Source organism: Polyangium jinanense (assembly GCF_028435365.1).
This window is the reverse complement of sequence record NZ_JAGTJJ010000098.1, coordinates 1-12216: the sequence shown is the minus strand read 5'-3', so window position 1 is coordinate 12216 and position 12216 is coordinate 1. Positions and strand designations below refer to the sequence as shown.

General features: G+C 67.7%; 11 protein-coding genes. 5 read left to right on the top strand and 6 right to left on the bottom strand.

Features of this window, described 5'->3' with window-relative positions:
- Positions 1–177 precede the first annotated feature (177 nt).
- A complete protein-coding gene (locus tag KEG57_RS52410; protein ID WP_272424271.1) occupies positions 178–882 on the bottom strand; it encodes an aspartyl/asparaginyl beta-hydroxylase domain-containing protein in 705 nt (234 codons plus the stop codon).
- A 53-nt stretch (positions 883–935) separates the two neighbouring features.
- Complete coding sequence (locus KEG57_RS52405) at positions 936–1769, bottom strand: iron-containing redox enzyme family protein (protein ID WP_272424272.1); 834 nt, start codon at positions 1767–1769, stop codon at positions 936–938.
- A gap of 96 nt (positions 1770–1865) precedes the next feature.
- Here KEG57_RS52405 and KEG57_RS52400 point away from each other — a divergent pair, with 96 nt between their 5' ends.
- Complete coding sequence (locus KEG57_RS52400; protein WP_272459996.1) at positions 1866–3656, top strand: NAD(P)/FAD-dependent oxidoreductase; 1791 nt, start codon at positions 1866–1868, stop codon at positions 3654–3656.
- Positions 3653–5437, top strand: a complete 1785-nt coding sequence (locus KEG57_RS52395) for a S53 family peptidase (protein WP_272459995.1) — start codon at positions 3653–3655, stop codon at positions 5435–5437. The genes KEG57_RS52400 and KEG57_RS52395 overlap by 4 nt, the downstream gene beginning before the upstream one ends.
- Positions 5438–5569: 132 nt before the next feature.
- Here KEG57_RS52395 and KEG57_RS52390 read toward each other — a convergent pair whose 3' ends face one another.
- From KEG57_RS52390 to KEG57_RS52375, 4 genes are all read right to left on the bottom strand, one after another.
- Positions 5570–5875, bottom strand: a complete 306-nt coding sequence (locus tag KEG57_RS52390; protein WP_272459994.1) for an NHLP leader peptide family RiPP precursor — start codon at positions 5873–5875, stop codon at positions 5570–5572.
- 86 nt (positions 5876–5961) lie between these two features.
- Entirely contained in the window at positions 5962–7080 is a 1119-nt protein-coding gene (locus tag KEG57_RS52385) for an anthranilate phosphoribosyltransferase (protein ID WP_272424276.1), read from the bottom strand.
- Positions 7081–7373: 293 nt separating this feature from the next.
- Positions 7374–8780 (bottom strand): hypothetical protein, encoded by a 1407-nt coding sequence (locus KEG57_RS52380; RefSeq protein WP_272459993.1) that lies wholly within the window; start codon positions 8778–8780, stop codon positions 7374–7376.
- Positions 8771–9811, bottom strand: coding sequence for an ornithine cyclodeaminase family protein (locus KEG57_RS52375; RefSeq protein WP_272424280.1), 1041 nt, complete (start codon positions 9809–9811; stop codon positions 8771–8773). Before KEG57_RS52375 ends, KEG57_RS52380 begins: the two co-directional genes overlap by 10 nt.
- Before the next feature lie 174 nt (positions 9812–9985).
- Here KEG57_RS52375 and KEG57_RS52370 point away from each other — a divergent pair, with 174 nt between their 5' ends.
- Genes KEG57_RS52370 through KEG57_RS52360 form a run of 3 tightly spaced genes read left to right on the top strand, consistent with a single transcriptional unit; the run spans position 9986 to position 12128 of the window.
- Entirely contained in the window at positions 9986–11269 is a 1284-nt protein-coding gene (locus tag KEG57_RS52370; RefSeq protein WP_272424282.1) for a hypothetical protein, read from the top strand.
- Between the two features lie 56 nt (positions 11270–11325).
- On the top strand, positions 11326–11829 hold the full coding sequence (locus tag KEG57_RS52365; protein ID WP_272424283.1) for an SET domain-containing protein: 504 nt from the start codon (positions 11326–11328) through the stop codon (positions 11827–11829).
- Positions 11826–12128: a hypothetical protein gene (locus tag KEG57_RS52360; protein ID WP_272459992.1), complete on the top strand. Its 303-nt coding sequence runs from the start codon at positions 11826–11828 to the stop codon at positions 12126–12128. Before KEG57_RS52365 ends, KEG57_RS52360 begins: the two co-directional genes overlap by 4 nt.
- Positions 12129–12216 lie beyond the last annotated feature (88 nt).

The following is a 12216-nucleotide window of genomic DNA, read 5'->3' as shown; positions in this document are numbered from 1 at the left end:
GCACGCCTGCGGCAACTTGCCGCGCCCCCTCCCTTACGGTCCGACGAACGGTTGGTCGGACCACACGGGGACGCAAATTCGGTGAGAGAGGAACGTTCCGTAAGGGCACGTTCGAGGTTCGTCGAGGTGACGATGGGTCAAGCGGAGGGTGTTCTTCCCTCCCCTTCCCTTCTCCGGCTACTGCTGCGCGAGTCGCCAGAGCAGGTACGCGTCCGACTTCATCGCCTCGGGCAGCGACTCCATCGGATCCCGCGACAAACGTGCGATCGCCTCGGGATCTTTTGCGCCTTCTTCCGGCGTGCCCGCGGCGACGAGGGCCTCGACGGCTGGCACGGGCGGCAGATCGACCATGAGGTGAATGCGCGGCGGACCGAGGTTTTCCGCGCCGTGCGGCACGCTGTTGTTGAAGGCCCACACGGTGCCCGCAGGCAGATGCAGGAAGCGGCCCGCGACGCAGAGGCGCGCGGCCGGCGTCGTGATCAGCGGGATGTGGAAGCGGTGGTGCTCGTCCCAGTGCGGCGTGTTGTCGATGTGCAGATGGATGCGCGAATCCGGCGGGCTCAAGCCGAGCCACGCGGAGACGGGGCGCGCGGGAAACGCCGTGTCGAGCAACTCGCAGAGGCGCGGGAGAGCCACGAGTGGAGGTGCGTCGATGCCGCCGCCGCTCGTGAGACGACTGCCGGGCCAGCCTCGCTCTTGCCCGCCGCGCAGGATGCAGAACGAGGTGCCGAGGTGCCACTTCCACTGGCTCGGCAGCCACGTGATGTCCGCGGCCTCGATCTCGGCGACGATCGGCGCGATGTCGATCGTGAGCGGAAGCCGCAGGAAACGATAGGTCTTCGGAAGCGCGCGCGAGCTCGGGACGTGACGCCTCTGGTACATCCGCTCTCCCCTGTCGAGAGGCCCCGCATCGCAGCCGAGGCGGGCCCCTCGTGTCAAGTTTCGAGCGCGACGCGAAACGGCTCGAACATCGCGCCGAGCTGCTCATCGCTGCGAGCGGCGCTGCCACGCGCGATCTTCCCGATCCGGGTGGTCTCGTAAGCGGCCCGGGCGATCGCCTCGCGTTCTCCATACGAGAGGCCGGCCGCGAGCGTGACGATGTCCTCGACGTGATCCGCGTCGGTGCCCGCGGCGCTGTGCACGCGCAGGCATCGCGTGGCATCGACACCACGCGGGATCACGGCTTGCACCGCGCGCACCTCGGCCGCGCTGCGCGTCGCGGCGAGGCGCTCGAGCGCGAACGCGTACCCCACGCACCGCGCGGGATCTCCCGGACCACGCACGAGCGACGTGAAGAAATCCACGAGCGCCGCCGCGGTTTCCGGCACGTGCGCGGCGACGAGCGCGCGGGCGTCGTAGCCGAGGGACGCGAGATCGCGCAGCGCGAGCGCATCATGCCCGTGCTCGTCGCGCGACTTCGCGTGCGCCCACGCCGCGAGCGCTGCGCGCCCTTCGGCTTCGAAGCGCGCCGCAGCCTCGATCATGAGCGGCGGCGTCGCGTGGGTCGTATGAAAGTACCCCGCGAGGCGGTGGATCCAGCCCGTGAGCGTGAGCTCTCGCCGCGGCGGCGCGGGCCCTTCGCGTTGCGCGACGCCCACCGCGCCGTCGAGCAAATTCCGCGTCGCCACGAGGCTCACCGGCCCCTCGGGTGGCACCGAGAACGGCCCTCCGAAGGCCAGCGCTTCCTCGTGGAGGAAGGCCCGCTCGCTCGTGGCGACCACGATCTTTCCTTCCGCGATACGCGCCCACGTGATGTCGGAACCCTGCACGATCGGCGACTCCTCCCCGGCCCTCGGAGAGCACGGATACCCCATCGGGCGCGAAGCTTCCAGGCGCGCGCGCCGCGTGATAATCGAGGCCGAATCATGGGCATCGAGCATCGCGACGTGGTCGTCCTCGGTGGAGGTCCTGCGGGCAGCACCTTCGCCGCCATCCTCAAGAAGTACGAGCCGAACCTCTCGGTCACGGTCCTCGAGAAGGCGCGCTTCCCGCGCTACCACATCGGCGAATCCCTCATCCCCGCGCTGAATCCGGTCCTGCGTGATCTCGGGATCTACGACGATCTCGGCCGCGCCGGGTTCATCCGCAAGATGGGCATCACGTTCGTGTGGGGCCGCGATCGGACGCCCTGGGACGCCGACTACCTGAAGCTCGGCGACGTGCGGGTCCACGAGGGCGCCGAGGTGCTGAACGTGCTCGGCCAGGATTTTTCGAAACTCCTGCGCCGGCCCGAAGAGCGCGACGAGACGTTCAACGCCTTCAACGTGCGGCGCGCCGAGTTCGACCACATGATCATGAACCGCGCGCGGGACTTCGGCGCCGACGTGCGCGAAGGGACGCGCGGACGAACGATCCACAAGGACGAGCACGGCCGCGTCACGGGCGTCGACTGGGAGGACGATCAGGGCCGCGAGGGCACGATCGAGACCTCGTTCGTGCTCGATGCGAGCGGGCAAGGCACGCGCTTCACGCCGGGCGGCCGCGTCTTCGATCCGCACATGAACAACTACGCGGTCTACGGCTACTGGTCCGGGGCCGAGTGGAAGATCCTCTACCGGGGCACGCGCGACCGGACGAACGTGTTCATCTGCTCGGTCGACAAGGGCTGGATCTGGTACATCCCCGTCGCGCAAGACCTCATCAGCGTCGGCGTCGTGACGAACACGGCGCACTTCAAGGACGCGCTGCAGAACCAGGATCCCGAGTCGTTTTACCACGAGACGATCCAGGGCTGCCCCGAGGTGCGGGGCCTGCTCTCGCGCGCCACGAACCGCGACGATTTCATCGGCGGAGGCAAGCGCATCGCCGTCACCCGCGACTGGTCGTCGTGGGCGAAAAGCCCCACGGGCCCGGGTTGGGCCACGGCCGGAGACGCGGCGATCTTCGTCGATCCGATCCTCTCGTCGGGCGTGACGCTCGCGATGCAGAGCGGTCATCGCGCGGCGTACACGTACCGCACGGCGCGCGCGCGCAAGGACCTGCCCGAGGACGCGCTCTGGCGCGCGTACGCCGACTACATCCGCGGCGAGGCAGGCTCGTTCCTGCGGCTCGCGCGTTATTTCTACGGAAACAATCGCGCGGCGCCGTCGTGGTGGTGGGAGGCGCAGCGGCTCGTGAACGCCTCGGGCAAGCTCGCGGTCGACGATCGGCAGGCCTTCACCATGGCGAGCGCCGGCTTCTTCCCGACGCTCCGCGCCGTCACGGATGACACGGTGATCCCGCTCGTCGCAGGCATCGCGGGCCTCCAGGGCGACGTGTACAACGTGTTCTACGAAGACGGTTTGCCGCCGCCCGCAGAGCTTCCGAAGCACGCGATCGAGCACCTCGCGCCCTTCCGACTGGCGCTGCGCACCGAGCCCATGGCGAGCGAGGGCAAACCGACGGGCCAGCTCGACGTCTTCTACGATCTCGTGAGCGACGACGCGGACTTCACGCATCGCACGCACGCGGCGCCGAGCAAGATCGCGCCCGTGCTCGGCCCGGTCGTCGAGGCGATGGGCCGCCATCACGAGGTCTCGACGCTGCTCGCCGAGGCCCCGCGGCTCTTGCCCGAGGGCTACGCTTCGCCCGAGGCCATCCGCGCCGCGACACTCTCCGTCGTGCGCGCCGCCGCGAAAAAGGGCTTTGTCAGGCTCGCGCCGGGGGCTTCGGCTTGAGCGCAAGCGCAACCGCGACCGACGAGCTGACCCTCGTCTTCGTCCTGCACGAGCACGATCGCGAGTCGATCCGGCGCGCGGCGGAGGCGGCGAGTCACCCGGACAATCACAAGCGCGCGCGGCACCTCGAGCGCGAGGAGCTGCGCAAGTTCGTGGTGCTCCCCTCGGACGAGCGCCGCGCCGTGCTCGAGTGGCTCGAAGAGCACGGCATGCCGCACATGGATGTGCGCAGCGTGTCGGGACAGACGATCTTCGTGAAGACCACGAAGGAGGCCGTGGGCCGCACGTTCGGCGCCGAGTGCCGGCGCTGGCTCGACGAAAAGGAGAAGGACGAGCGCGCGCTCACGCCCATGGAATGGCCGATCCCGCGGCAGATCGCGCGGTACGTGCAGTCCGTGAAGGTCCGGCAGAGCGGCAACCGCGCGCGCAGCACCATGGTCGCCGACGCGGGATCCGAGCACCCGATGCAGTTCCCCACGCTCGAAGGCGCGCGCGAGAGCCGCCCCGAGCCTGGCTTCGGCTTGACCCCCGCCGACGTGCGCCAGATCTACCGCTTCCCGCCGATGAACGAGCTCGACGGGTCCGGCGAGACGATCGCGCTCTTGATGCTCGGCGGCGCGCTCGAGGAGAGCGATCTGCACGCGTTCTGGGACGCCCACGGGATCCCGCATCCGCCGGAGATCAAGACGTACCACGTGGGATCACGACCCTCGAAGGTGACGAGCGCGAACAAGCTCTACACGCTCGAGGTCGCGATGACCGTCGAGTGGGTCGGCGCGATGGCGCCGGGCGCGCGGATCCTCGTGTACTTCGTCGATCCGATGGTGATCGCCGATCCGTGGGTGACGTTCCTGCTCAAGGTGATCGGCGACCGCGAGAACATGCCGACGATCGTGTCGACGAGCTGGATCACGCCTGAACGCAGCTACTACCGGGTCCACGGTCGCCGCGTCGTGAGTGGTCTGCTCGACCAGGCCGCGGCCATCGGCGTCACGGTGATCAGCGCGGCCGGCGACTGGGGCGCGTTCGATGGCGTGCCACGCACGATCAAGGACGGGAGGTACGTCGGAGACGCACCCTGGCCGCACGGCGTCTTCCCTGCCGTGGAGGAACGTGTGCTCTCGGTTGGGGGCACGATGATCACGGGTCGTGCGCCGCTCACGGAGATCGCGTGGAGCGGGCCGCCGCCCCCTGGACTCGGCCGCGTGCTTCATTTCGTGCGGCTTGCGTCGAGCGGTGGGTTCAGCCGCGAGGTGCCCATCCCCAAATGGCAAGCCGACGCGATGAAGGGCTGGTACGCGCGCGGCGAGGGCGAGCCTGCCGTCGTCCCCTACGGCCGCGGCTTCCCCGACGTCGCGCTCATGGCTTCGGGCTCAGCGGTCCAACGCGCCCCAAACCAGCCGCTCACCATGCAGGGGTACCAGGCCGTCGCGTGTGGACAGTGGGTCGACTACGCTGGCGGCACGAGCGTGGCGGCGCCGATCTGGGCGGCGATCGTGGCGCTCATGAACCAGGCGCGGCGCGCGGCCGGGCTCGGGCGTGTCGGCTTCATCAACCCGATGCTTTACGCGCTCCGGAAGGAAAACCCGGCGCCTTTCCGCGAGATCTCCGAGGGCAGCACGGACGTTGCCATGAACGTCCTCAACGCCCACGGCAAGGCCGTGATCCACAGACTCTCGGGCTACTCGGCCGCGCCTGGCTGGGACCCGGCCACGGGCCTCGGCGTGCCTGACGTGACGCGGCTCATCGAGCTCGTCACGCGACAGGGAAAAAAAACCTAGCTGCCTTCTTGATGCCTCTTTGCATCGACCGCACCGCGGTCGATGCACCAGCGGTCCAGGGCTTGCCCTGGTCCGGGTCCAGGGGCGGAGAGCCCCTGGTCGGGTCCGGGGTGAAACCCCGGCGCTACCGCTTCAGAACCCGGGATCGTAGTCGTGCAGCGGCGACGTATCGAGCGGCAACACGGACACATCACCGGACGGCGCCGACGGCAGCACGATGTGACGACGGTCGGAGGTGTTTTCGACGACGACGAAACGCACGCCGGCGGGGATTTTGAAGCCGAGCTCGGACAGGACTGCGTTGGGGTCGTCGGTTAGCTTTTGGCGGAACTCCGGGTCCTGCCAGGCGCGGAGGACGACGCGATCCCAGACGGCGAGGTTTGCCATCTCATCGGCCGACATCTCGATGTGCTTCGTGTAGGTGATCTTGTTCGTCATCGGAATTGTTCCCCGTTCACGGCGGACGACGCAATGCGCCGAGAATACCCACCGAGGGGGGGCTCGTCACGTGGTTCTGACGACTTTTAGTCTGCGAGCAAAGTTTCGAGCTTGGCGCGACCGCGGGTGGGCTCGGGGTTTTGTGTTTCGATCAGGGCGCGGAGTTGGGCGATTGCGCGGCCTTCGTGGATCGCCAGACGGGCGCGATCCACGCCGGCGGCGAGGGAGTCGACTTTGCCCATCAGCTTGAGGCCTGCGGCGGCGTTCAGGAGTAGCACGTCGACGATGGGGCCTTCGAGCTTGCCGGCGAGGGCGCGGGCGAGGATGCGGGCGTTTTCTTCGGCGGTTCCGCGGGAGGCGATAGCTTCGAAGGGGGCTTCGCGCAGGCCGGCGTCTTCGGGACGGATCACGTACTCGCGGATTTCGCCTCCGGGGAAGAGCTCGGCCACGTGGGTTGGGCCGACGTTGCCGATCTCGTCCAGGTAGCGACCGGGGTGGGCGCGGGATTCGGCGCAGGGGACCAGGGCTCGCTCGTAGCCGAGGTCTCGCATCACTTCGCAGACGATGCGGACGAGACGGGGCTCGGGGACGCCTGCGATCTTGTGGCGTTCGCCGACGTGGCGGACGAGGGGGCCTCCGATGTGGAAGGACGAGCCGATGCGGATTTGGCTGATCACGCGGGCGAAACCGCTGGTCATGAAGGCGCGGCCCACGACGGAGGTGAAGCCGAGACGGCAGGTTTCGGTGCTCTTGACTTGGGCTTCGCCGGGGGCGTCGAGGTCGACGCCCCAGAGGGCGAACATGTCGGCGGCGCCGCTCACGCCGGTGAGGGCGGGGGCGCCGGGTTTGTGGACGTAGAGGCCGCAGGCGGCGGCGAGGACGGCGGCGCCGCTGGAGACGTTGATGGTTTTGAGGGCGTCCATGCCGACGCCGGCGATGCTGAGGGGGGGTTCTGGGGAGCGGACTGTGTGGGGGAACCAGAGACGCCACTCGTCTTGGAAGGCTTCGACGACGCCGGTGAGCTCGGCTTGGGACTCGCCTTTGGCGCGGAGGGCGGCGATGAAGGCGCCCTGGTGGAGCTCGGGCTGCTCGTTGCGCCAGATCTGGCGGTAGGCTTCGCGGACTTCGTCTCGGGTGAGGTCTTCGCGCTGCTGGAGCTTGACCACGAGGCGGCCGAAGGCGCGGAGCTTGTCTTCGTCGGGCATGGGTCGGGGGAGCGTAGCCGGATTGCGACAAACCGAGAAGGGGGGCCTCGGGAGGGGAAGGCCACGGGAGAACGGGTTCTCAGCCGGGGCTCGGTGGGGCGGGCAGAATTGAAAGATGGTTTACAGATGAGGACGGTGGAGGGAGGGCTGGGTCTGAATCGGTTCTGTCCCGGGGCTCGGGGGAGCGGGCAGATTTGAAAGATGTTTTACAGATGGGGACGGTGGAGGGAAGGCTGGGGCTGAACTGGTTCTGTCCCGAGGCTCGGTCGAGGGAACGGGAGGGGTGAACGAGGTTAGCGGCTCCTGTCTTGGGGCGTTTCAGCTCGGGGAGGCGCCAGAAACGGCACCATGAACGCCCCGGCGCGCGTGTTCATGATCCTCGTCCCGCGCTGACCAGGCTCCACCACGTGGGCCCGTAGAATGGTCGGGCCGGGGATGCGGCCGCCCACGTGAAAGGGGCAAAAATCGATCTCGATGTCCCGCTCGAGCAGCGAGCCATCCTCCGCGACTTCGAGCGCGGCGACGACCGGGTATTCCACGCGCCGCTGGAAGAGAAAACCCGCCTGGGTACGCTCCTCCACGAGCCGCTCCCATTCCCCGCGCGACAGCGCCGCGCCAAAGACGACACCCTCTCCAAAGGAGGAATCCGTGGGCTTCGAGATCCACCCCTCCCGCTCCTCCAGCACCTCCCGGCGCCGCGCTGGATCGAAGGCGAGGTTCACCGTATCAGGGACCGTCTCGCGAAGCAGCGCCACTTCCTCCGGCGCGAGACCGAGCGCAGCCACCACGGAGGCATCCCCGAGCAAAACGAACGTCTCCTTCGACGCGGTGAGGAATGCGCCGGTCGAATTGACGATCAGGTGCTCCTCCGGATGCGCGTACACCGCTTCGTAATCGGTCACGTCGATGCCGCGCTCGTGGTAGGTGTCGAGATACACGGAGTATCGCCAGATCATGTCGACCTCCGCGCCCCCGACCGTGGGCCGGCCGGAGGCGAGCTTCACCTCCGGCGGGTAGCAAAACACGATGTCGACGTGCACGCCGTATCGCTCGCGCGCGGCGCGCTGGTATTCCCTCGCCACGTGCGGGACTTCGCGCTTGCCGGCGTAGCCGTGCTCGGAGACCAGGGCGATCCGTCGCGGAATGCGACCCGGGTAACGTGCGCAATACTCGTCGAAGAGCCATTCCACGACGTGCGGGGCGAGGAGCCGCGGTTCGTACGGGATCCCCAGCGCGCCCAGGAACGAGGCAGCCATCCGCTGATCCACGTCGTGGTAATGCAATTCGAGGGGCGCGGCCTGGTTCACCTCGATCGCCGTGCAGCGGCCACTCGCGGGATCGAGGAACGTGTCGACGCGGCGCAGCCGATGCTCGACGGAGTCGGCCGATTCGAACGTGCATTGACGCACGAGCCGATCGCTGCCCTCTTCCAGCGAGCTCCGCAAGCGCTGGAGAAGGGCCTCCCCTCCCCGGCCGCGGGCGTGATGCTCCAGGCGCACGAGCGCTCGAACGAGACACTCCACCTGACGAAAGGCATTTTTTGCATGCGCGGCGTCGAGCTCCAGAGGAACGAGGAATGGCCGGCCTTCGAGGGGGTACTCCGCAGCACGCCCGATTTGGAGGCACGCCTGCACGATGTCGGCGCGCTGCGATCGGGGAAGGCGTTCGAGCCGAGCGCGCGCGTCTTCCCTCAGATCCATTCCGAGGAGCTCCACAGACGCAGCCGCTGCCCGAGCCCACGCTGGAGCGCCTCTCCGTAGACCCGATCCGCGACGAGGATGTCCTCGAACGCAAGCCCCACGGGCGAAAAGAAGATGCTCTCGTCCCGGGAGGTGCGCCCGCTGCGCTGGCCCGCGAGAATGGGCCCGAGATCCTCCACGCGGCTCTCCGGAATGACCCCCTGCGCCACCGCGAAGGCGTGCGTCTGCACGTTGCGACTCTTCACGTCCGCCCATCGATCCGCGACGATCCGGTCCATACGCGCGAGCAGCGACGCCTCCACCTCGAACCCGCCGATCGAAAAGATCGTGACCCCACGCTCGGGGATCCATCGATCCAGCACGACGGGACGGTCATCCCGCGAGACGCAGGTGACCACGAAGGAGCAGCCGCGGACAGCTTCTTCGGCGGTCGCCACGGAGCGAATGTCGATTTCCGTGCGACGCGACATTTCCGCGGCGAAGCGCTCTTTCGAGGCGCCCTCGGCATACACGCGCACGCGCCGCAGGCTCGGGAGGGCGAGGAGGAGCCCGAGGAGCTGCGTCCGCATGTTCACGCCCGCCCCGATGAGGGCCACTTCCTGCGTATCGGGCGGCACGAGCTTCTGGGCGGCCAGCATCGATACGGCGCCGGTGCGCGTCGCGCTGATCACCTGCGCATCCATGATGGATCGCAAACATTTCGTTTGCGCGTCGAACAAAGTGATGATCCCCGTGGCGCGCGGCAGCCCGAGCGCCACGTTCGCGGGCATCGAGCCCATCGATTTGCAGCCGAGGATCTCCCTGCCCTCCGACAACACGAGCGAAGGCATGAAATTGAGAAACCCCACCTCGGGCTCCGGGACGGGCCGCGGATGCTTCATGGATGCTTTCGTCGGTTGAACGACGCGCCCCTCCAGCAGAAATGCAAAGCCTCGCTGCACGTCCTCGCTCGCCCGCCTCACATCGCCGCCCCCACAGGCGACGACATCCTCGAGCGACAAGAAAAGCACCTCACCGTCGCGTTGCTTCATGATCGTCGCTCCGCGAATCGAGTTGCGAAGATACCGATGGGCAGGTATGTGGGTCAAGCGCGAATTCATCCGCAATGCGGATCGGTGGGAGGTGGTGTGAGCGAGTTACCTATCGGAACCATTTCGTGTACACCGCCCGAGCCGTCGCGCCTCCTCGGTTCCTTCCGAGAGCGCATGCGGCGGACCTCGTGGCCGGACCGCGCGCCGCGCACCTTGTGGGCCCCCGTCGAGTCGCCGGCCGACGCGGTGCGAGCCTTCGAGCGAAAGATCCAGGCGCTCTATCACGCGCATCTCGCCGTGCTCGCAATGGCGCTCGTGGAGCCGCCGCCCTCGGAGCCGGAGCTCGGGCCGATGACCCGCGCGCTCCGCGCGGTCGTGCATTTTTACAGGGGCTGGCCCGTCCTCGAAGAAGCCGAGCGGGCGCGGCGGTCCGAAACGGCGCTCCCCGAAGCCCCCGTGTCCTTCCTTTTCGGGCGTCCGGATATCGTGATGGGCGAAGAGGGGCCGCAGGTGGCGGAGACCAATTTCGACACGGCCGTCTCGGGGTACGAGAAGCCCGATGATCTGTGGACCCAGAGCGCCGAGCTCTTCGAGCTCCCGAACGCGCTGCTGCAAAGCGGGCGCCCCCTCGCCGGCCTGAAGGACTATTTCACGGAGCTCGCCGAGGCGCGCCCGCACCGGATCCACTGGGTGAGGAGCGTCGCCGCGGCCCCCGAGTGCGAGCCGATTCTCGCCTACCTCAACCAGAACCCCCACGGCATTCAGCACTTCGCCCACTACGCCGGCGAGCCGAGCCCGTCCTATCCACCCGCGCTCCCGGGCCATCTCCACCGCGCGTGCACGCTTTATACCGTGAACAAAGCGCGGGACGCGTTCACCGACACCCTGCGCCCGCTCGTGCCGATGGTCGCGGGCTGCACGGTGCCCCTCCGCCTCGCCGCGCTGCAATCGAAGCTGTTCCTCGCCTGCCTGAGCGATCCACGCACGAGGCCACGAAACCTGACGCCGGAGGAGCAGGACGCCGTGGACACGTTGATCCCAGAGACCCGGCTCATCGACCTGATGAGCGGCGCCGAGATCGACCACGTCAAACGCAATCGCGGAGATTACGTCCTCAAGCGGGCGGACTCGCACATGGGTCGGCACGTCTTTTTCGGTTGCAACGTCGACCGGGACGAATGGGAGCATTTGCTCCGCGCATTGCCCGCGCAGCCGGTCGAGCCTGCACAGCCGCCCTCGCTGTGGCTCGTACAGAAGCGCGTCCGGCCCCAGGCATACACCTTGCTGGAGTATACCGACGAAGGCCCCGTGGAGCGGCGCGCCGCGCTCGTCTGCTCCCCTTACCTCTTCGGCGGGCGCCTTCGAGGATTCGAGACCTGGCGGATCCCATTCGTGCCCGAGCCCGACATGCTGGACCACGCGACATTCGTCGGACACTTCATCCGTTCAGCCGAATAAGGCCTTCCCTCCGCAGGTGAGGACAAGTGACCGGAGCAGCGCGCAAACGAGAGTACTTGCCGGCATCATGGCTCGATCCCCGGCTCGAGGTACGCCCGTCTCCCATTGACGGGCACGGCATTTTCGCGACGGCTCCCATCGAAAAAGGCAAGACGATCATCATCTGGGGCGGACAGGTCTTCACGCGGGAAGACATCGCCGCAGGGCGCGCTCTCCGGCGCAGCTATACCGCGATCAGCGAGGACCTTTTCCTGGGAAACGTGGCCGGGCAAGAACACACAGCCGACGATTACATCAACCACGCCTGCGACCCGGCCGTGTGGATGCTGGACGAGGTAACGCTCGCGACGCGCCGCCGCCTCGCCGTGGGAGACGAGGTCACCATCGATTACGCAATGTACCTCGACGCAGACTGGGAGCCAGAGGCCTGCCGGTGCGGCTCCAGGCTATGCCGTGGCTCCATCACGAGCGAAGACTGGCAAAAGCCCGAGCTGTTCGAGCGCTACGGGTACCATTTCTCGCCATTCCTCAACGAGCGGATCCGCAAGCTCCGGGCATGATCGAGGCGCTTCGCTGGGGCGTTGCCCCAGACCCCACCGGGGCTATCCGCCCCTGGACCCGGACCAGCGCAAGCGCTGGACCTTTGGTCGATGAACTGCGCGATGCGCAGTTCATCGAACAGGCCGAGGCAAGACCAGCGAAGGCCCTGCCAACCAAGACCGCCGTGACTGGCAACGCCGTCCTTGGTCTTGCCACCGGCCTGTGGAAGAACTGCGCATCGCGCAGTTCTTCCAACTCGAGTCCAGGGCTTGCCCTGGTTCTGAGCATTGGTCTCATCTCGCGAGCCCATTCTCCCTGAGCACCCGTAGCATCTCTGCTGCGGGTGCCAGTCGTTCGAGCCCGCGGCTGATGGTGACGGATCCGGGGGGTCCTCCGGAGGACTTGCC